We start from the raw sequence: 19,389 nt of genomic DNA, 5'->3' as shown, positions 1-19,389 counted from the left end.
ACTTGCTCACTGGTATCACAGTTATTCGTTTAAACTTTGTGTCGATAAACCCGTGGAACGGCCGTTCGCTCTACTCAGGCGCCTGAATGGCGCCGTCGTCGTTCCACGTGTAGCCGGCCTCCTCGAGCCGGCTCCGGGCGGCGTCGATGCTCTCCTCGTACTCGGTGACGTCCTCGGTGTGGAGCGGCCCGAACGCCGGCGAGACGATGTTGAACCCGCGCTCCGGGAAGCCGAACAGGATCTGGTCGACGATGGCCGTCCGCGGGATGGCCTCGACCAGCGCCTTCCGCATCTGGACGTCGCCGAGTCCCTCCTGGCGCTCGTTGGGGGTGAACATCCAGAACGTCGGAGCGGTTTGGAACTGGGTCCCGATGTTCTCGTTGTCCTGGTTCTGGTCGAGCTGGCGGTCGATCCGGCCGAACGGCTCGTAGTTGAGCTCGCCGTTGATGAGGTTCTCCCACACCGTCGACGCCTCGGGGATGACGCGCCAGAAGCGCTCTTCGAAGCTGACGGGCGCGAAGTGGTCGTCGAACTTGACCATCCCGAACTCGCTGCCCTGCTCCCAGTAGTCGAACATCATCGGACCGCTCCCGACGGGCTCCTCGATGTTCGCCTGACTGGGGTTGTCCCGGTCGGCCCACATGTGCTCGGGGATGATCGGGATGAGGTTCGCGACCGCGAGGTTGAACGGCCCGAGCGGCTCGGCCATGTTGATCCGAACGGTCTCCTCGTCGACGACCTCCGCGCTGTCGATGTACTGCGACTGCGTGGAGTACAGCGGCACCTCGTTGTCATTGATGTAGTTGTACGTGAACGCGACGTCCTCGGCCGTGAGGTCCTCGCCGTCGTGCCACGAGTGGTCGGTCCGGATCGTGTACTCCATCGTGGTCTCGTCGACGCGGTTCCAGTCGGTCGCGAGGCTGACTTCCGGGTCCGGCTCGGCGTTGTTGTTGAGCTGGACCAGGAAGTCGTACATCATGTTGAACTGGTAGACGTGCTTGCTCTCGTCGTTGTGCCCGAGCACGTTCATCGTCGAGAGCGTCTCCGGCCAGTACCCCTTCAGGGTGCTCGTGTCGCCCTCCATCTCCAGGTTGATCATCGTCCAGTACGAGTTGAACCCGTTCGCGAGGTCCGCCTGCCAGTTGCTCACCTGGTTGCTGTTGAAGATGGCCGCCTGGGGCATCTGGGTAATGGGCATCGTCGGCACGTCGTCCATCAGGATCTGCTGGATCTCGTGACACTGGTCGATCCGGGTCTCGGCGTCCGGCTCGCCCAGGTAGTTGCCCATCAGCTCGTCGAGGTCGGGGTTCTCGTACCCCGAGTAGTTGCCCTCGCCGGGGTCGGTGTTCCCCGAGTTGAACAGGTTGTTCAGCTCGGTCACCGGCTCCGAGACGAAGAACGTGTGCCACGTCGCGAAGCTGTAGTTGTACTCCTGGGAGACGCGACTGAACAGCGTCCCCCACTCGAGCACGTCGACCTCCATGTCGAGGCCGAGCTCGTCACCGAACTGGCTCGCGATGAGGTTGATCGCGTCGTGTCGCGGTGGGTTGTAGCTCTGCGCGTTGTTGACGTAGGTGTACGTCGGGAGGTTACTTCCCTCGTTGCCGGCTTCGTCGCCGCCGTCGCTGCCGTCCTCGCTGCTGTCGTTGCCGTCGCCGCCGTCGCCGCCGTCGCCGCCGTCGCCGCCGTCGCCGCCGCTACAGCCGGCGAGGGCCGTGAGACCGGCCGTACCGCCCGCAGTCGTCGCTTTCAGGAACTTGCGTCGATTAACGTCCTCGTCTGACAGGACCATGGAACGGCCTACCATTTCAGGAGATAGTATATAAATTTACGGCCCATCCGCTTCAGCAGTCTTTTATCCATATAACGTGGGAGACAATCGCCGTTTCCCCCTGTGAATGTACTGTTTTGGCCCCTATTTCTGAACCCACATATCCTCATGGTCGTTAATTATAAACAATCGAAACACCGAGCCCGCGTTCGATTCGGCCTCGTCTCCCGACCGCGCGGTGTTCGCCCGCGGAAGGCGGCGAAAGGGCCGGCCCGTCCGAGGGACCGGGGCGAACGGCCTCACTCCGACTCGACCAACAGCGGGTCGTCGTCGGGGACCGCCATGTCGAGTAGCACGTCGTTCTCGTACACCGCGGCGCGCTCGCGGCGGCTGAGGACGTATCCGTCGCGGTCGGCGGCGACTTCGGACTTCAGCTCGCCGTGCTGGTCGACGATTTCGGCGACGACGTCGCCCGCCTCGACGAAGTCGCCCTCCGTCGCCCGATAGCGGACGATCCCCGCGACGTCGGTGTGGGGACCGTCGAACCGCCTGAGGTCGCCGTCGCGGTCGAACGCGAACTCGGGGTGCCGGTCGGCGGGCCGGTCGACCATTTCGAGCGCGTGGAGGACGTTCCAGACGCCGTCGACGGCCGCCGCGACGACGTCGCGCTCGACGACGAGCCGGCCGCCGAGCTCCGGCGTGAACGCGAGGATCCCGTCGGCGACGGCCGCGCCGCTGAGCGAGTGCTGGAGATCGCGGGTCTCGGTCTCGTCCGGCGGGAACTGGTTGACGACCGGCAGCCCGAAGGCCTCCGTCAGTTCGATGAGCCGGTCGCGGAGCACCGCCGCGTCCGAGACGCTCCGGTCCTCGCCGTACGAGACCCGCGGCTGAATGGTGTATGGGTGGGTCGCGACCCACGAGGTGTGAAGCGAGACGAGCGCGTCGGCCGTCGCGCGGATGTCGTCGTATATCCGGTCGCAGATCACCTGTTGGACGCGCGGCGGCGTCTTCGAGCCGTCGTCACGACCGAAGTAGCGGTTGGGGTCGTCGCCGTGATAGGAGGACGTCCGGGAGGCGGTTCGGAACCCCGTGGGGTTCATCACCGGGAGACAGACGACCGCCCCCGCGAGCTCGGCGACGTCGACTCGCTCCGAGAGGTCGTGTATCACCGCCGTTCCGGTGGGCTCGTCGCCGTGGATCGTGCCCGTTACCCACACCGTCGGACCGGTCTCGCCGCCGTTGAGCACCGTCACCGGGAGGTCCTCGGACCCCCCGACCGGGAGCTCCGCCACCGTCCGGTGCCCGGTCGCCGTCTCGCCGGGGCCGGCCTCGGCCGTGCCGACCTTCATCGGTCTCCCCCGTCGTGCCCTCGGTGGTCGTCGTTTCGAGCGGTCATCACGTCGCTTCGAGTGGGCCCGGCACTATCAGTTTATGTGCTGACTTGTGCTCCGTCGGGCGAGCGGACAGACGCGACCGCGGCGCACGCCGGCGGGCGGAGGCGACCGCGGCGCGGACGAGACCGCCGGTCACTCACCGGGTCCACTCGCCCTCGTACAGCGTGGTTCCCTCGTGAGCGACCGTCGTCCGGACGCGACACTCCGACGGGGAGATCCGGCTCGTCGCGTCCACGAGGAACGTTCCGAGGTCGTTCTCGACGGTCATCCGGTGGGCGTTCCGGGCGTCGATCGACGCCGGATCGCCCCCGTCGACCGTCGCCTCGTGAGTCGACTCGGCGGCGAACGCTCCGTGCGGGAGGTCGACGCGCTGCTCGCTCGACTTGACGGCGCGGACCCCGTCCGAGACGTGCGTCCGCGACGTCTCCCACTCGGTCGATCCGGTCGCCCGCTCGGCGCGCGCGGAGATCCGTTCCTCGTCCGGTCCCGCCATCCGGATCGCGTCGGCGAACGCGGGGTCGGCCGCCGCGTGCCGGCGGCCGGGGAACCGCAGGCGAGACGGCGCGGCCGGGCTCGACCGAACCGTGATCGGCTCGCCGAGCGACGGCCCGTCCGGTCCGGGAATCGCCGCCACCTCGGGGAAGAGCGCCGTCCCGACCGCGAGTCGGATCCGGTGACCCGCCTCGAACAGGTGCGACGTCGGCTCCAGCGCGACAGCGAGGTCCGTCTCCTCGTCCGTCGGCAGCGGGTCTCGAGAGTCCAGCCCGTCGCGGAAGGCGCCGCGGACCGCCCCGTGCGCGACCGTCCGACCCCGACCGGCGGGGTCGACGTCGACCAGTCGCACGACGACCGTCGGGTCCGGGACGGGAGATTCGATCCGGAGTTCGACCTCGCCCGTCCCGGTGAGCTCCACGGGCCGGTCGAGCGGGTCGGTGTCGAAGGCGAGCGTCCGCGCGTCGTCGTCGTTCGTGAGCGGCGGCGCGGTCGCCGCGCCGTACGGGTCGACGGAGGCGAGCCCGACGGTCGGGTCCGGCTCACAGGCGAACGCGGCCGCTTCCGAGAACTCGCGAGCCGTCGCGGTCGACCCGTCGAATTCGTCGTCCCCGTCGAGGACGTCGGCGCCGTCGGGAACGTCGGCGCCGTCGACCGCGAGCCCGTCCGGCGTGAGCGCGAACGCCATCCGGTCCGCGCCCCCGTCGCCGAGGGTCGGCCACGCGTCGAGCCCGCGCCAGACCCCCGCGCGAGTCCCGCCGCCCTCCCGCTCGGTCCAGACCCGGTAGGGCGGGTGATCGAGGACGCCGGTGTCCTCGTCGCGCAGGAACCGGTCGAACCAGTCGGCCACCTGCCGGCGGAAGTCGACGGCCGACTCGCGGCCGCGGTGGGGCATCCGGTGGCGCCACGGGCCGAGCAGGACGCGGGTCGGCGCGTCGATCCGGTCGACGTACCGGAGCGTGTCTTCGGTGTAGGGGTCGCGCCAGCCGTCGACGGCGAGGACGGGCACGTCGATCCGCTCGACCGGTATCGCTTTGTCCGCCCAGTACTCCCCGTCGGGGCCGGCGTCGAGGAACTGGAACAGCCACGGGTCGCGGTCGTCGAGTTGACCGAGCCGTTCCAGCCACGCGTCGAGCGACGCCGGGTCGCCGGACGGATCCGAGGGCGGTTTCGCGTCGAGCGCCTGCATCAGCGTGAGCCAGTCCATCCCGATGGTGAGCAGCTCGAAGAGGCCGCCGTAGGTGTACGCGTTCCTGACCCCCTCGAACGGGGTGTGGATCGGGACGATCGCCTCGAGCGCGTCCGGGCGCTGCGCGGCGGCGTCGAGCGCGGTGATCCCGCCGTAGGACTTCCCGAACATCCCGACCTTCCCGGTCGTCCACGGGCGGTCGGCCAGCCAGTCGACGATCGCGGCCGGCTCTTCGCCCTCCCGGCGCGTGAACGGTTCGTCGATGAACCCCGTCGACCCGCCCGTGCCGACCATGTCGGCCGCGATAACCTCGTAGCCCCGGGCGGCGAGGTACCGGTTGAGCGGGTCGTACCCGCCGTACGTGATGCTGTCCTGTTGCGGGTACGGCACGTAGTTGAGGAGCGCCGGCGACGGACCGGGCTCGTCGACGGGCTCGTAGCGGGTCGCCGCGACGGTCTCGTCGCCGACGGGGATCCGGAGTCCCTCGTGGCGGGCGATCCGCCCGGTCACTGCAGCTCGTCGGCCCACGGCCACGGTCGGTCGTCGCCCCACGGCCAGGAGTCCGTCGCCTTCATCCCGACGTCGTGGCCCTCCGCTATCGTCTCCTCTTTCACCGACTCGGGGTCGCGGCCCGCGACCTCGCGGTCCGCCTCGGCCAGCGTCGCGACCCCCGCCGCGGACAGCACCGTCAGCTCGCGTAAGTCCCGGATGTCGAGCTTGTCGAGGGTGTCGCCGTGCGTGTGGCCCCACCCCCGGCCGCTGTCCTCGGCGGTCGAGCGGCCCTGCGCCGCGGCGACGCCGCGCTGGGCGAACGGCCAGTGGTCGCTGTGCGGGCGGAGCCCGTCCTCGACCGCGATCGGCACGCCGAACTCGTCGCTCACCTCCGCGAACGCCTCGCCGATCTCCGGCGCGCCGTGGGGGTAGATCTCGAGGTCCCGCGAGTAGCCCGCGCCGTCCATGTTAACGACGCATTTCACGCGGTCGAGGTCGTGGGTGTGCGACCAGTAGTACGAGCCGTAGAGCCCGGTCTCCTCGGCCCCGAAGACGAGGAGCCGGACGCGCGTCTCGAGCTCGTCTTCGATCGACGCGAGCGCCCGGCCCACGCCGACGACGAGCGCCGACCCGAACCCGTTGTCGTTCGCGCCGACACCCACGTCGTGGGCGTCGACGTGCGCGGTGTACAACACCTCCTCGTCGGTGTCGGGGCCGACGACGGCCTCGACGTTCGCGGAGGTGGCCGGCTCGTTCCGCGCCTCGACCGAGAGCGTCGCCTCGACGCCGCGGTCCGCCTCGGCGTCGTCGCAGTGGCGCACGAGCCGGTCGCCGAGCTCCTTGCTCAGCCCGACGGCCGGGATCGGCCCCGGCCCGTTCGTGTGGCCGACGTCGCCGGTCGGCGGGAGCGCCCCCTCGATGTGGTTGTAGAACAGGAAGCCCTCCGCGCCCGACTCGGCCGCGTAGTCGTACTTCTCGCTCCGGTGGACCCACCGGCCGTAGTCGTCGGGAGTGAGGCTCGACGCCATCGCGATGCACCCCGAGAGGTCGACGCCCTCGAAGTCCTCCGGGAGGCCGTGGCCCATGTCGACGACGCTCCCGGTCACCGTTCCCGACGGCGTTCCCGGCAGTTCGACGAGCTCGTGACTCCCGCCGAACGTCGCCGATCGGCCGCCGCGATCGACGGTGAGGGAGGCCTCCCCGCGCCACCAGCCGGGGATCGGGAACGGCGTCGTCGAGACCTCGTCGAGCCCCGCGTCCTCGAACGCGTCGGCCACGAGCGACGCCCCCGCGGCCTCGCCCTCGTGGCCGGGCATCCGATCGCCGAGGTCCGCGAGGTCGGCGAGCAGCTCCCACGCGGTCGATTCCGTGTACGCGTCACCGACGGTCTCGGACGGCAGGGTTGTCATACGCTCCCACACACGTGCGTCTCGTATATGATTCCGCGGGGACGGCGGGAGGATTGCCGGGAGATCGCGGTCAGTCCGCGTCGCTCGCTCGGTCCACGAGCCCGCGGGCGGTCGCGAACAGCTCGTCGGCGTCGCTCTCGTCCCGCGCCTCGGCGGTGATCCGAACCAGCGGCTCGGTCCCGCTCGCTCGCACGAGGAACCAGCCCGCCTCCGTCTCCACTCGTATCCCGTCGAGCGCGGACACGTCGTCGAACTCCTCGCGGGCGAGGTCGGCGACGCGGTCGACCACGGCTCGCTTCTCGTCGAGTCGGATCGAGTCCCGCCGGATCGGGTACGACGGGAGGTCGTCGACGAGTCCGGCCAGCGACCCCGCCGCGCCGACCAGCGCGGCCAGCGTGCAGGCGGCGAGCGGGCCGTCGGGACAGCGCGTCCGGTCGGGCCAGATCCACGCGCCGCTGGGTTCGCCGCCGAACGCGACGTCCGGCTGCCGCGTCTCGGCGGCCACGTACGCGTCGCCGACGGGCGTGTACGTCACCTCGGCGCCGACCTCGGCGAGCGCGTCGGCGACGAGGAGGCTCGTGTCGACCGGCACCGCCACGCGGTCGCCCGCCTCGGCCTCCCGCCGGGCGAACAGCGCGAGCAGCGCGTCCCCCGAGACGAATCGTCCGCGCTCGTCGATCGCCATCAGCCGGTCGGCGTCGCCGTCGTGGACGACCCCGAGGTCCGCGTCGGTCGCCTCGACGACCGCGCAGGCCGTCGCGCAGTTCTCGGCGGTCGGCTCGCTCGGCCGCCCCGGGAACCGACCGTCTCGCTGGGCGTTGAGCGTCTCCACGTCGCAGCCGGCCGCGTGGAGCGCGTCGGCGGTGACGCGCCCGACGCCGTTCCCGAGGTCGACGACGACGGCGAGGTCGTCCGGGAGCGCGACCGACTCCCGGAGGGCGCGCTCGTGGCGGTCCCGGGCGCCCTCCAGCCGGCGGTGGGACCCGAGGTTGTCCCACGCCGCGAACTCGAACGCCTCCGCCTCGACGATCTCCGCGATCCGGGCGTTCGCGTCCTCGTCGAACGCGCTGCCGTCCGCGCTCCAGAGCTTGATCCCGTTGTCGGGCGCCGGGTTGTGCGAGGCGGTGACGACGACGCCGGCGTCCGCGCCCTCGGCGACGACCGCGCGGGCGACGGTCGGCGTCGACTGGACGCCGACGTCGACGACGTCGCCGCCGCACTCGGTGATTCCGGCGGAGAGGGCGCGGCTCAGCGTTCGCCCGCTCGCGCGCGCGTCCCGACCGAGAACGACGGTTTCCGCGCCGTCCGTCGCGAGCGCGCGGCCGACGTCGAGCGCGAGGCTCGCGGTGATCTCGTCGCCGACGCGTCCACGGACGCCGCTCGTCCCGAACATACCGCGGTTTCACCGCCGGGCGAAAAGACGTTTCTGGTCCGATCCGGGGAACCGGGGCCTCGCACGCCGGGAGAGGGACCCTCAGAGCGCCCGCCCACGTTATGGGCGTCGGCGTCCATTCCCCGCTATGTCGTCACCTCCGTTTATCGACCCCGAATCGGGAGAGTTGGACGTCCGGGAGATCCGAGCGGAGGCGTTCCCCCTCGCGGGCCTCATCGCCTTCTTCGGCGGTGCGGCCCTGGTGTTGTTCCTGATCTCCCTGCTGGTCGGCGGGAGCTCCCTGCTCGTCGGATTCCTCACCGTCGTCTCGCAGTTCGTGATCGCCGTCGGCACCGGGATCACGCTGATGTACGTCGTCGCGCGGGGGATTCAGCTCGCGGACCGCTGAGCGCGAGCAATTGAACGCGGACCGCTGAACGCGGACCGCCGGGTGTGCCACGGACGTGCGCCGGTGAGGGGCTAGCCCAGCGCGACCTGAACGAGCGAGAGCGCCGCCGAAACGCCGCAAAAACGACGGCGGGCCGTCTCACTCGACGTTCGGTGCTTTCTCGTCCGTTCGGCCCGGGAGTTCCAGCTCGATCTCGAGTTCGGGCTCGCCGACGCCCTCGAAGTCGATCTCGAGTTCGACCGGCTCGCCGAACGAGAACGGGAGCTCCCACTCGTCGGTGCTGATCGTCAGTTCGTCCCCGTCGCGGAGCTGTTCGCCCAGCTCGATCAGGAACTCGCCCGCCTCGCTCGCGTCGAGCCGGTACTCCTGTTCGAAGTCGCGGCCCGTTCGAATGGTCGTGCGCTCGGTCTCGTCGGTGTCGGATTCGGTGTGTGACATGTGGGTGGTCCTCTCGAAAGACGTCGACGGTCACGTCGCTCGCATTCCCTCCGACCGCGGTTCCGGATCTCCGCGAGTATCGACGTTTCGAGGTTTGCGCGCGGCGAGACGTCGGGGACTCGTGTGCCTCTTGATCCGATGTCGGGGACCCCGTGCGTGTCGGAACCCGACGCCGGCTCGGAACAGGAGTGGGTATCAGTGACCGTCGGCGTATTTAGGCAGGCCTAAAGCAAAAGCGGTGTGGTTCGCGTCGCCGACGGCGGCCGCGTGGGTCGCCGGCCGGAAACGGGCGGGTTCGTCGAACGATTCGACCGTCGGCGTCGGAACGAGAGGTCCCGCCGAGCGTTACATGTAGCCGAGGTCGCGGAGCCGCTCCATCAGGTCCTCTTTGTCCTGAGCGCGGCCGGCGCGCTCGGTCGTCCCCTCGAGGTCTTGGAGCCACGCCGGTTCCTCGGTCGTCTTGTCAGTGCTGACTTCGCTGCCGAGCGAGCGGAAGCCCGCGAAGTACTTCGGCGAGATGGGGACGTCTTCCTGGGTGACTCCGTCGGGGAGGTCCTCGGCCGAGTCGGGGACGTACCCCTCGTCGGGGAACGCCTCGACCGTGTCGGGGACGACGTAGTTCCAGAACGCCTCCCAGACGTCGGCCTCGGCGAACTGGAGGATGGGTTGGATGCGGTCGTGCGGCGGGAACAGCTCCGGGTCGTGGCGCGGCGAGAAGAACGTCTCATCCGCGCGCGCCTCCTGCTCGTCCCACCGCACGCCCGAGATGACCCCGTCGATGTCGTACTCCTCGAGCGCGTCGTTGAGCGCGACCGTCTTCAGCAGGTGATTCCCCACGTACGTGTCCAACAGGAACGGGAACGACTCCTCCTCGTACTCGAGGATCTCGCGGATGTGGTGCTGGTTGTGCTCGGAGAGGGCGTCGACGGGGATGTCGTCGCCGGGTTCGAGCCCGTGGTCGTCAACGTAGGCGCCGACGTCCTCGTTGCGGGCGTACACCAAATCGATCTCCCACTCGTCGGCCCAGCGCTCGACGAAGTCGGTGATCGAGTCGAAATGCTGGAAGTGGTCGATGAAGACGGCGGTCGGCTTCTCGTAGCCGTACTCCTCGGCCACCTGATTGATGAAGTACAGCGTCAGCGTCGAGTCCTTCCCGCCGGTCCACATCACCGCCGGGTTCTCGTACTGCTCGAGCCCCCGCCGCGTGACCTCGATCGCCTTCTCCAACTTGTGTTGCAACGACGGGTAGTCCGCCGGATCCTCGCCCTCGCCGTCGGCGTAATCGACGTCGACGCTCGCCGGGAAGTCATCGCTCATACGGGCTGAGTGTCAGTGCGAAGCGAAATAGGCCTTCTGAATCCGAACCGCGCCGTCGCTCCCGGCGATCGGGTCCCGCTCGGCGTAGCACAAGGGATATGTCGGCGGAACCGGACTACCGGGTCATGGGACTGTTCGACCGGCTGCGCGGCGACGACGACGAGCGCGTCGTCTTCCTCGGCATCGACGGCGTACCGTACGACCTCGTTCAGGAGCACCCCGACGTGTTCGAGAACCTGACCGACATCGCCGAGACGGGATCAGCCGGGCGCTTGGAGAGCATCGTACCGCCCGAGTCGAGCGCGTGCTGGCCGAGCCTCACGACCGGCGTGAACCCCGGCGAGACGGGCGTGTACGGCTTCCAAGACCGCGAGGTCGACTCCTACGAGACGTACGTCCCGATGGGGCGACACGTGAAGGCGACGCGGCTGTGGGACCGCGTCACCGACGCGGGCCGGGACGCGACCGTGCTCAACGTCCCGGTCACCTTCCCGCCGTCGACGCGGATCCAGCGACAGGTCTCCGGCTTCCTCTCGCCCGGGCTCGACGCGGCGGCGAGCGACGACGCGGTCGAGCGGGTGCTCGGAGACCGGGACTACCGCATCGACGTGAACGCGAAGCTCGGCCACGACGAGGACAAGAGCGAGTTCATCGAGAACGCTCACGCCACCCTCGACGCCCGACAGGACGTGTTCACCCACTACCTCGATCAGGACGACTGGGACCTGTTTTTCGGCGTGTTCATGAGCACCGACCGGGTCAATCACTTCCTGTTCGGCGACTACGCGAACGACGGGACGTACGGCGACGACTTCCTCGACTTCTACCGCACGCTCGACGGCTACATCGGCGAGATCCGCGACTCGCTCGACGACGACACGACGCTGATCGTCGCCTCCGACCACGGCTTCACCGAGCTGGAGTGGGAGGTGAACTGCAACGAGTTCCTCGCCGGCGAGGGGTGGCTCTCGTACGACGATGACGACCACGACTCGCTCGAAGACATCGACGACGAGGCGCGCGCGTACTCGCTCATCCCCGGGCGCTTCTACCTCAATCTCGAGGGCCGCGAACCCGAGGGCGTCGTCCCCGAGTCGGAGTACGAGGCGGTCCGCGATGAGCTCCGCGCCGACCTGGAGGGGCTCACCGGCCCCGACGGCCGGCAGGTGTGCAAGCGGATCGTGAACGGCGAGGACGCCTTCGACGGCGCCCACGACGAGATCGCGCCGGACCTCGTCGTCATCCCCGCGGACGGCTTCGACCTGAAGTCCGGCTTCGGGGGCAAGGAGGCCGTCTTCACCGAGGGGCCGCGAAACGGGATGCACAAGTTCGAGAACTCGCTGCTGTACACGACTGACCCCGACGTCGACGTCGCGGGCTCGAACCTCTTCGACGTCGCGCCGACGATTCTGGACCTGATGGACGTCGACGCCGACGCCGACTTCGACGGCGAGAGCCTCATCGCGGAGTAGACCGTCACCGTCGCGGGCGCACCGCCGGTTCCGCCGCCGGGCTCGGCGCCGATTCCGCGGGCGACCTCAGCCGAGGAGCGACCAGCGCTCGCCCGGTTCGGCCCGAAACCCGTACAGGTCCTCTCCGTCGACGGCTATCAGCCGTCCTCCGACGGCGTACAGCTCCTCGACGCGGACGCCCTCCGGGAGGGGGGCGGACCAGCGACCGTCCCCGTCGGCGCCGACCGCGACGAGCGCGGGTCCCGGCTCGACTCCGTCTCCGCCCGATTCCTCGCCGACGCCGTAGATTCCGCGATCGTCGACGGCCGTCGGGCGGGAGGCCGGGAGACCCGCGTGCTCCCACGCGACCTCGCCGGCAGCGACGTCGAGCGCACGGACGACCTCGCCGCGGTGGAGGTACACGCGTCGCCCGGCGCCGTCGTCCCCGCTCGTTTCGCCGTCGTCCCCGCTCGCCCCGCCGACGGGCGGGCGCTCGTTCGGCGCCGGCACGTCCAACGCGAACCGCGGGCCGAGGTCGCGGTCGAACCCGCGCACAGACGGCCCGCCGTCGGCGGCGACCACGACGGCGTCGTCGACGACGGTGAGCCAGTCGACGCCGGCCTCGAGCGACCGGGTCGCCAACCACTCGCCGGCCGCGTCGAACCGGGCGATCCGGGCGCCCCCCGAGTCGCCCTCGTCGAGGGCGACCCAAACGGCGTCCCCGTCGACCGCGACGCGGTCGGGGGAGAGCGAGCGCGGCGACCCGTCGCCCGCGTCGGGCCACGCCTCTGCCACCGCGAAGGCGCGATCGCCGGAGCCGGCGTCGAGGACCACCGCGTCGTCACGCGTGACGGCGACCGCGAGACGCCCGCCCGCGCGGACGGCGTCGACGGTCACCGCGGGCGCGTCGCCGGTCACACCGTCGTCGTCGCCGGTCCCGCCGTCGGCGCTCTCGGCGATCGCGTCGGTCCGCCAGCGGACGGGGTCTGGCTCGTCGGCCTCGTCGCCGCCGCTGTCGGCGGTGTCGACCGTCGGGTCGTCGAGGTCGAGCGCGGCGCGCTCGCGGTCGATCGCGGTGACGCGGCCGCCCTCGACGGGGACGAACACCGACGTCTCGGTGACGGCCGGGACGCCCGTCGCCTGTCGGTCGGTCTCCGCCTCGAGCCGGGCGTCGCCGGCCGGGTCGAGGCCGGTCACCTCGGCGTTCTCGTAGTCGCGCCACGCGTCCTCCTCGAAGTCGAACGTCCGTCCCGACTGGTTCCGGACGACGAACAGCCGGTCGCCCGCGGGGCGGAACCACCGGTCGCCGGCGCCGAACATCCCGCCGCCCCCGAGCGACGACTCCCACGCGAGGTCGCCGCCGCCGGGGCGGTAGCCGCAGCCGGCGAGCGCGCCCGCGAGACCGACGCCGGCGGTCGCGAGGAACCGGCGCCGTGAGGAGTGTCCGGGGGAGCCACGCCCCGTCACGCCGCCTCACCCGCGCGCTCGCGGAGCCGCCGGACCCGCTCGCGGGTCGGGGGATGGGTCTCCGGGAACACGTCGGTGCTCACCAGCTCCTCGTCGCCGAACGCGCGGCTCTCCAGCGGCGCGACGTACAGCGCCTCGGCGCCGCCGTCGAACTCGCGGAGGTCGCGTTCGGGCACCGCCGGCATCGATTCGTCGAGCGTCTCCAGCGCGCTCGCGAGCGCCGCCGGCGACCCCGTGATCTCGGCGGCCGCGCCGTCGGCCGCGTACTCGCGGTACCGCGAGAGCACCCGGTGAATGAGGACGCTCCCGAACCAGAACATCGCCGAGACGGTGAGCGTGAGGACCGCGCTCACCGTGATCACGACGATCCCGACCGCGAGCGCCCGGCCGTCGCGGTTCCCGCCCGACCCGCCGCCGACGCTGAGGAACCGGAACAGGCCGTAGAGGACGTAGAAGGCGAGCACGGCGAGGTAGTAGGTGACGGTCGGGAGCACCCACGCGACGGTCATCAGACTGGCGTCGCGGTTCGCGAGGTGCGCGAGCTCGTGGGCCACCACGGCGTCGCGCTCGTCGTCGTCGAGCGCCTCCAACAGCGCGGTCGTGACGACGACGGTGCCGTTCCCGGGCGTCCCGACCGCGAAGGCGTTCGGCAGCTCGGTCCGCGCGACCGCCACGTCCGGCTTCGGGACGTCCGCCTGCGCGGCCAGCCGCGTGACGGCGGCGTGGAGCTCCGGGTACTCGTCGGGCGACACCCGCCGCCCGCCGACGGAGCGGAGGACGGTCCGCGGGCCGTACCGGTACTGGACCGCGAGTCCGACGAGGATGACGACCGTCAGGAGGACGGGATCGACGTAGAACTCGCCCGTGTACGGGCGCTCGTTCGCCCACTCCAACAGGGGGAGCCCGACCGCGTTGATCAGGAAGACGAACGCGTAGACGAACGCGAACGGGAGCGCGATCACCAGTCCGGTCGCGATCGCCATCCGGAGGCGGAGCCGCTGGTCTCGGTCGAGCCGGTTCGGCGGGGCGAGCGCGCGGAGGGGACGGAAGAGGTCGGCGATGGAGGGCGACATCGTATGCGACGGCCGCGTAGGACTGCCGCCGGCTTAAATCTGCTCGGTCGGCGTCGAACACCGCATACAGAGCACGTCGGTGCCGGCCCAGTTGACGTCGTTCGATCCGCAGCTCGGACACCGGTGCGTCTCGTTGCCGTACTCGGTCGTGCCCCGCGGCGCCGCGAGGTGGCCGTCCGCGACCGCCTTCTCGACGAGGCCGGCGAAGCGCTGCTTTTTGATCCGGGCGCGGTGCGCGAGGAAGTCGCCCGCCCTGGCGGGGTCCGACCCGTGGAGGTCCTCCCACTGAATCGCGATCTCGCCGTTCGCCTGCCCGCGGGCGACCTGCTTGACCGTCGCCGCCGCGGCGCCGAACAGCGGGGTCGTCGCGAGCGCCTGCGGCGAGTCGATCGCGTCGCCGGCGGTCGCGTACCGCTCCGCGGCGTCGTCGTAGGCCTCCGCGGCGCCGTCGAGTCCGCCGGCGACGCGGAAGTCGGCGACGAACTCCCCGAGGCAGGCCGTCTGCCCGGGCGCGTCGAGGACGCGCTGGAAGTCGCGCGTCGCGGCGATCCCCTCGACCGCTCGCTGGGTGGCGCGGCCGTCGACGCCCGCGACCCGGTACGCGACGGTCGCGGCGAGCAGCTGTTGGAGCCCCTGGCCGATCCACCCCTTCTCGTCCGGCGCGAACGGGTCGAGGTCCTCGCGCGGGTCGGCGAGCACGCGCCGCCCGCCGCGCGTGTATCGGTCGCCGGCGCGCTCGTACTCGCGGACCGCGAGCGCGTCCACCGCCGCGTCGTGGTGGCCGCCGTCCTGCGTGTTCATACCGATCCCACGTGCGCCACGGGATTATCGCTGGCGGTCGTCGAGCCGCCGCGCGGCGGGGTCGGACTCACGCCGGCGCGGCGCCGGGGCTGACCGCCTCGTAGAACGCGACCGAGTAGGTCGCGTAGAACGCGGCGAACGCGCTCGTCAGCAGGAGGTAGCCGACGCCGGCCGCGGCGATCACGGGCAGGGTCGGCTCGACCCCCGCCAAGTCGGCGAACGGCGTGCCGGGCATCCCCGCGGACTGGGGACCGAGGACGACCGAGGCCGCCGCGGCCAGCGTCCCGAGGACGACGCTCCCGACGAGGAGAATCAGCGTGTAGCCGGCGACGCTCAGGAGGTTCGACCGGACGAGCCCCACGCTGCGCCGGAACCCGTCGACGAGCTCCGCGTCGTCGAGGACGACCGCGTGGGCGTAGAACTGGACGGCGAAGGTGACGAGGAGGTACGCGAGGAGGAACCCGCCTCCGACGACCGCGAGGAGCGCGAGCAGCGTCGGGTCGACGCCGACGCCCGGCGCGTCCGCGGGCATCGACGCGTGGCCGCCGATCACGGCGATCAGTCCGCCCACGAACGCGACGAACCCGAAGACGAGGTTGATCGCGAGCAGGACGAAGTAGCCGAGCAGCAGCGACACGTAGTTCGCCTTCCCCTCGGCGACCAGCGTCCCGAGGCCGGTCCGTCCCGCGACGGCCTCGCTCGCCATGCCGAGCAGCCCGCCCTGGACGAACGGGAGCACGAGAACGAACGCGGCGAAGGTCGCGAGCGAGACGCCCGCCGACAGGATCGGTCGCGTCGGCGGAACGAGGAGGTTCGGGGCCTGCGCGAGCCCGTACAGCGCCGTGACGAGCAGGAGGACCGGGTTGCGAACGATACCACCGACTGCCGGACGGAGGGCGTGGAGGGCCGCCATGGCCTCACGTTTCGGTCGGCGTATATAAATTGACCGTCCGCGTCCGTCGCCGGAGCGGGCCTCACTTCCAGGGCGTCCCGACGACCTCGGCCTGGATCTCGTGGCCGACGCGGAGTCGACAGTCGGACTCGGGCGCGGCGACGCAGGGGAGGACGTAGCCGGCGTCGAGGGCGGACGGCTTCAGCGCTCGCGGCGACCGTCCGTGACGCACCTCGCCGTCGAGCAGCTCCGCCGTGCAGGTGCCGCACGCGCCGTACAGGCAGCCGTACGGGAGGCCCACGTCGACCCGCTCCGCCGCGTCGACGATCGTCTCGCCCTCCGCGACGCGGATCGTCTCCGTCCCCCCGTCCGGGCGGACGAGTTCGACGGCGTGGGTCGTCGCGTCAGTCACGACCGATCACTGCCAGACGTCGCTCGTGCAGTCGCCGCCCGGCCAGCGGATCTCGTGGGCGCGCGCCGGGCCGCCGGGCGCGTCGCCGAAGTCGACGAGGAACTCCTCGTCCAGTTCCAGCCGTCCCTCGTCGGGATAGACGTCCGCCTTGAGCATGAGCGACCCCTCCTCGGCGATGTCCGGGAAGAACTGGTTGTCCCACGACGAGAACAGCGACGTCGTCCAGTAGAGCCGCTCGCCGTCCCGGGAGAGCTGGAGCATCTGCGGCGCGCCGCGGATCTCCTCGGCCTGCACCGTCTGCCGGTCGCCGAAGAGACCGCCGGCCCACACCCGATCGACCAGTCGCGGGTTGCCGGCGTCGCTCACGTCGTACATCCGGACGTCGCCGTGGAGCCAGTTCGAGAAGAACAGGTACTGGTCGTCCAGCGACAGCAGGATGTCCGTGATGAGCGGCGGCACCGGCATGTCCCAGTCCTCGTGTTCGCGCGGCTCCTCGTCGATGACGACGTCCCAGTCCCACGTGCCGTCGGTCGTCTCGTAGAAGCGGATGATGTTCGAGGAGAGCGCCGCGCCGACGTACCCCTGCGTCTCCTCCGGGTTGTGGCTCATCCGGACTTCGAGCGGAATCCGCCCCTGCTCGCCGAACTCGAGCGTCTGTACGTGCTCGCGGTCCTCCCACGACCAGATGTGGATGCTGTCGCCGTAGTCGCCCGCCTCGACGTCCTCGAGGTCGAACCCCGGGTAGTAGGTGTTCGGCGCGGCCCACTCGCTGGAGATCATGACGTCGTGGCGGGGCTGATACCAGTAGTCGTAGTTCATCTCCATCTCGCCGAGGTCGGCCTCCCAGCGGCCGTCGATGCTGAAGTCCTCCTGGTCCAGCTGGAGGAACCCGCCGGGGAGCTCGCCGTTCGCGTCGCCGAGCATGCTGATGACGACCTTCCCGCCGGGGACGCAGTGGACCGTGTGCGGGGCGGACAGGTCGTGTTCGAACACCTCCTCCGGTTCGATGACCCTCACCATCTCGGGGTTGCGCGGGTCCTCGGCGTCGATGACGTGAATGCGCGAGGAGCGCTGGCCCGGAACGACCAGGTACTGCCGAGAGAGCCCCTCGGCGTGACACGACGAGGAGCAGGCGTTCCAGCCGAAGTGGTGGAGCTCGTCGCCCTTGTTTGGCATCTCGACCGCGTCGATCAGCTCGCTGTAGGTGTCCGACGCGGGGTCGAGGTCGACGACGCCGATCATGTCCGGCCCCTCGTTCTCCATACCCACCCGTGGCGCCATCACGTACGCCGTCTTTTCCCGACCGCTCTCGGTCCGCATCGCGGCCGGCGTCGGATACCCCGGCCCCTCGACCTCGTGGTGCTCGTGACCGTGCTGTTCCGCGTCGTGGCTGGGTTCGTCGGTGCTCATCCCAGATCGCCGGTTGGCATTCAGCACTATTAATAATGTAGTATCGTTTATATTCTAGTCACACAGTTATTTATCGAATTACATGTCAGTGCCGACTGACGGTCCCGAGCGCAACGACGTCCGGACGACCGGCGTCCCTCGGGTTATCGAACGCGGTAGTCGCCGCCGCTACCAGGTGAGCCCCTCGTACGTCAGGCCGTCGCGCCGCTCGATTATCCGCCGCCCGTCGATCACGACGGGCTCGGCCATGGCGTCGAAGGCGTCGTCGAGCGCCGCGAACTCGTCCCAGTCGGTGACGACGAGCGCGGCGCTCGCCCCCTCCAGCGCGGCGGCCGCGGAGTCGGCGTACGCGAGGTCGGGGAAGCGCTCGCGCATGGCGTCGGTCGCGACCGGGTCGTAGCCGACGACCTCGGCGCCGCGCGCCCGCAGCCCCTCGACGATCGGGATCGCCCGGGAGTTCCGGGTGTCGTCGGTGCCCGGTTTAAATGCGAGCCCGAGCACGGCGACGCGCTCGCCCGCGACGTCGACGTGCGAGTCCAGCAGTTCGAGCATGCGCTCCGGCTGGCCGTCGTTCACCGCGACCGCGGCGTCGAGCATCGGCGGCTCGTAGCCGGCTTCGCGGGCTGCTGCCCTAATTGCATCAACATCTTTGGGAAAACAACTTCCGCCCCAGCCCACCCCCGAGCGCAGGAACCGCGCCCCGATGCGGTCGTCGAGCCCGACCGCGTCCATCACCTCGTAGGCGTCGATCCCGAACCGCTTGCAGACGTTCCCCAGGTCGTTCGCCAGCGAGATTTTCGACGCTAAAAAGGCGTTGTTGGCGTACTTGATCATCACGGCGGTCTCGGGGTCGGTCCGGATCACCGGCACGTCGCCGTCGGTCGCGTCGAGCAGGGGCTCGTAGAGGGCCTCCAGCCGATCGGTCGCCCAGTCGGAGTCGGCGCCGAAGACGAGCTTGTCCGGGTGTTGGAAGTCGTCGACTGCGGACCCCTCGCGGAGGAACTCGGGGTTGGTCGCGAGCTCGACGCGGTCGGCCGCGTCGCCGGCGCCCGCCAGGAGCGCCTCGCGGACCTCGCGGACGCCCGGCGGCGTGATCGTGCTCTTGACGACGACGAGGTGGCGGTCCTCGGGGTCGCCCGCCGCGGCGGAGTCTCCTCCTACGTCCGCCAGCGCCTCGCCGGTCATCCCCGCGGCCGCGGTGAGGGGACCGAGGTCGATGCTACCGTCCTCGCGCGAGGGGGTACCGATCGCGAGGAACGTCACGTCGGCGTCGGGGACGCCGTCGTACTCGGTCGTCGCCCGGAGCCGGTCGCCCGCGTGCTCGGCCAGGAGGTCGTCGAGCCCCGGTTCGTGGATCGCCGCGCGGCCGTCGTTCAGGGCGTCGACGACGTCCGGGTCGATATCGATCGCCGTGACGTCGTGACCCGCGTCTGCAAGGCAGGCCGCGAGGGTGGTACCGACGTAACCGCTGCCGACGACGGTGACTCGCATGCCGAAACGAGCGACCCCCGACACAAAGAGCGTTGCGCGTCGCGCGGGCCCGTCCGGCCCGGGGGAGCCGATCCCGGTCGATTCTTACGGGTCCGCCTCCGAGCGATCG

The 19,389-nt window shown here is 70.5% G+C and carries 16 protein-coding genes; 2 read left to right on the top strand and 14 right to left on the bottom strand.

Annotation, left to right across the window (positions count from 1 at the left end; genetic code table 11):
- Positions 1–70 precede the first annotated feature (70 nt).
- The 5 genes from DJ73_RS17285 to glmM form a co-directional block, all read right to left on the bottom strand.
- Positions 71–1,792, bottom strand: a complete 1,722-nt coding sequence (locus tag DJ73_RS17285) for an ABC transporter substrate-binding protein (protein WP_094558583.1) — start codon at positions 1,790–1,792, stop codon at positions 71–73.
- Positions 1,793–2,070: 278 nt separating this feature from the next.
- The gene (locus DJ73_RS17280; RefSeq protein ID WP_094558582.1) at positions 2,071–3,120 is read right to left on the bottom strand and encodes a succinylglutamate desuccinylase/aspartoacylase family protein; all 1,050 of its coding nucleotides are present in this window, start codon (positions 3,118–3,120) and stop codon (positions 2,071–2,073) included.
- Positions 3,121–3,301: 181 nt separating this feature from the next.
- Positions 3,302–5,356 (bottom strand): CocE/NonD family hydrolase, encoded by a 2,055-nt coding sequence (locus DJ73_RS17275; RefSeq protein WP_141212988.1) that lies wholly within the window; start codon positions 5,354–5,356, stop codon positions 3,302–3,304.
- A complete protein-coding gene (locus DJ73_RS17270) occupies positions 5,353–6,747 on the bottom strand; it encodes a M28 family metallopeptidase (protein WP_094558580.1) in 1,395 nt (464 codons plus the stop codon). Before DJ73_RS17270 ends, DJ73_RS17275 begins: the two co-directional genes overlap by 4 nt.
- A gap of 70 nt (positions 6,748–6,817) precedes the next feature.
- Complete coding sequence (gene glmM, locus DJ73_RS17265) at positions 6,818–8,140, bottom strand: phosphoglucosamine mutase (protein WP_094558579.1); 1,323 nt, start codon at positions 8,138–8,140, stop codon at positions 6,818–6,820.
- 127 nt (positions 8,141–8,267) lie between these two features.
- On the opposite strand from glmM, the gene DJ73_RS17260 reads away from it, so the two are divergent.
- Entirely contained in the window at positions 8,268–8,528 is a 261-nt protein-coding gene (locus tag DJ73_RS17260) for a hypothetical protein (protein ID WP_094558578.1), read from the top strand.
- A gap of 138 nt (positions 8,529–8,666) precedes the next feature.
- Here the strand turns inward: DJ73_RS17260 and DJ73_RS17255 are convergent, their stop codons facing one another.
- Together DJ73_RS17255 and DJ73_RS17250 are read right to left on the bottom strand one after the other, a co-directional pair.
- Positions 8,667–8,966, bottom strand: coding sequence for an amphi-Trp domain-containing protein (locus DJ73_RS17255; protein ID WP_094558577.1), 300 nt, complete (start codon positions 8,964–8,966; stop codon positions 8,667–8,669).
- Between the two features lie 345 nt (positions 8,967–9,311).
- On the bottom strand, positions 9,312–10,283 hold the full coding sequence (locus tag DJ73_RS17250) for a phosphoadenosine phosphosulfate reductase family protein (protein ID WP_094558576.1): 972 nt from the start codon (positions 10,281–10,283) through the stop codon (positions 9,312–9,314).
- A gap of 125 nt (positions 10,284–10,408) precedes the next feature.
- Between DJ73_RS17250 and DJ73_RS17245 the strand changes: the two genes are divergently transcribed.
- Positions 10,409–11,755 carry an alkaline phosphatase family protein gene (locus DJ73_RS17245; RefSeq protein WP_094558575.1) on the top strand — a complete coding sequence of 449 codons (1,347 nt, stop codon included), beginning with the start codon at positions 10,409–10,411 and terminating at the stop codon, positions 11,753–11,755.
- A gap of 66 nt (positions 11,756–11,821) precedes the next feature.
- Here the strand turns inward: DJ73_RS17245 and DJ73_RS17240 are convergent, their stop codons facing one another.
- From DJ73_RS17240 to aglM, 7 genes are all read right to left on the bottom strand, one after another.
- Positions 11,822–13,201, bottom strand: coding sequence for a hypothetical protein (locus DJ73_RS17240; protein WP_094558574.1), 1,380 nt, complete (start codon positions 13,199–13,201; stop codon positions 11,822–11,824).
- Entirely contained in the window at positions 13,198–14,274 is a 1,077-nt protein-coding gene (locus tag DJ73_RS17235; RefSeq protein ID WP_094558573.1) for a M48 family metalloprotease, read from the bottom strand. Before DJ73_RS17235 ends, DJ73_RS17240 begins: the two co-directional genes overlap by 4 nt.
- Before the next feature lie 33 nt (positions 14,275–14,307).
- Complete coding sequence (locus DJ73_RS17230; protein WP_094523424.1) at positions 14,308–15,075, bottom strand: hypothetical protein; 768 nt, start codon at positions 15,073–15,075, stop codon at positions 14,308–14,310.
- A 67-nt stretch (positions 15,076–15,142) separates the two neighbouring features.
- Positions 15,143–15,988 carry a hypothetical protein gene (locus DJ73_RS17225; RefSeq protein WP_094558572.1) on the bottom strand — a complete coding sequence of 282 codons (846 nt, stop codon included), beginning with the start codon at positions 15,986–15,988 and terminating at the stop codon, positions 15,143–15,145.
- A 61-nt stretch (positions 15,989–16,049) separates the two neighbouring features.
- Entirely contained in the window at positions 16,050–16,379 is a 330-nt protein-coding gene (locus DJ73_RS17220; protein WP_094528285.1) for a 2Fe-2S iron-sulfur cluster-binding protein, read from the bottom strand.
- Between the two features lie 6 nt (positions 16,380–16,385).
- Positions 16,386–17,789 (bottom strand): selenium-binding protein SBP56-related protein, encoded by a 1,404-nt coding sequence (locus tag DJ73_RS17215; protein ID WP_094558571.1) that lies wholly within the window; start codon positions 17,787–17,789, stop codon positions 16,386–16,388.
- A 168-nt stretch (positions 17,790–17,957) separates the two neighbouring features.
- Complete coding sequence (gene aglM / locus DJ73_RS17210) at positions 17,958–19,280, bottom strand: UDP-glucose 6-dehydrogenase AglM (protein WP_094523416.1); 1,323 nt, start codon at positions 19,278–19,280, stop codon at positions 17,958–17,960.
- Between the last annotated feature and the right edge of the window lie 109 nt (positions 19,281–19,389).

It is taken from the genome of Halorubrum sp. Ea1 (assembly GCF_002252965.1).
Taxonomy (GTDB): domain Archaea; phylum Halobacteriota; class Halobacteria; order Halobacteriales; family Haloferacaceae; genus Halorubrum.
The sequence above is the reverse complement of the archived record's forward strand: the minus strand, read 5'-3'. Positions and strand labels throughout refer to the sequence as shown.

Excerpts from the sequence above, each read along its gene's own strand:
- DJ73_RS17280 (WP_094558582.1), bottom strand. The coding sequence starts at position 3,120 with ATGAAGGTCGGCACGGCCGAGGCCGGCCCCGGCGAGACGGCGACCGGG.
- aglM (WP_094523416.1), bottom strand. The coding sequence starts at position 19,280 with ATGCGAGTCACCGTCGTCGGCAGCGGTTACGTCGGTACCACCCTCGCG.
- DJ73_RS17225 (WP_094558572.1), bottom strand. The coding sequence starts at position 15,988 with ATGGCGGCCCTCCACGCCCTCCGTCCGGCAGTCGGTGGTATCGTTCGC.
- DJ73_RS17285 (WP_094558583.1), bottom strand. The coding sequence starts at position 1,792 with ATGGTCCTGTCAGACGAGGACGTTAATCGACGCAAGTTCCTGAAAGCG.
- DJ73_RS17250 (WP_094558576.1), bottom strand. The coding sequence starts at position 10,283 with ATGAGCGATGACTTCCCGGCGAGCGTCGACGTCGATTACGCCGACGGC.
- DJ73_RS17230 (WP_094523424.1), bottom strand. The coding sequence starts at position 15,075 with ATGAACACGCAGGACGGCGGCCACCACGACGCGGCGGTGGACGCGCTC.
- DJ73_RS17215 (WP_094558571.1), bottom strand. The coding sequence starts at position 17,789 with ATGAGCACCGACGAACCCAGCCACGACGCGGAACAGCACGGTCACGAG.
- DJ73_RS17235 (WP_094558573.1), bottom strand. The coding sequence starts at position 14,274 with ATGTCGCCCTCCATCGCCGACCTCTTCCGTCCCCTCCGCGCGCTCGCC.
- DJ73_RS17270 (WP_094558580.1), bottom strand. The coding sequence starts at position 6,747 with ATGACAACCCTGCCGTCCGAGACCGTCGGTGACGCGTACACGGAATCG.
- DJ73_RS17255 (WP_094558577.1), bottom strand. The coding sequence starts at position 8,966 with ATGTCACACACCGAATCCGACACCGACGAGACCGAGCGCACGACCATT.
- DJ73_RS17245 (WP_094558575.1), top strand. The coding sequence starts at position 10,409 with ATGGGACTGTTCGACCGGCTGCGCGGCGACGACGACGAGCGCGTCGTC.
- glmM (WP_094558579.1), bottom strand. The coding sequence starts at position 8,140 with ATGTTCGGGACGAGCGGCGTCCGTGGACGCGTCGGCGACGAGATCACC.
- DJ73_RS17260 (WP_094558578.1), top strand. The coding sequence starts at position 8,268 with ATGTCGTCACCTCCGTTTATCGACCCCGAATCGGGAGAGTTGGACGTC.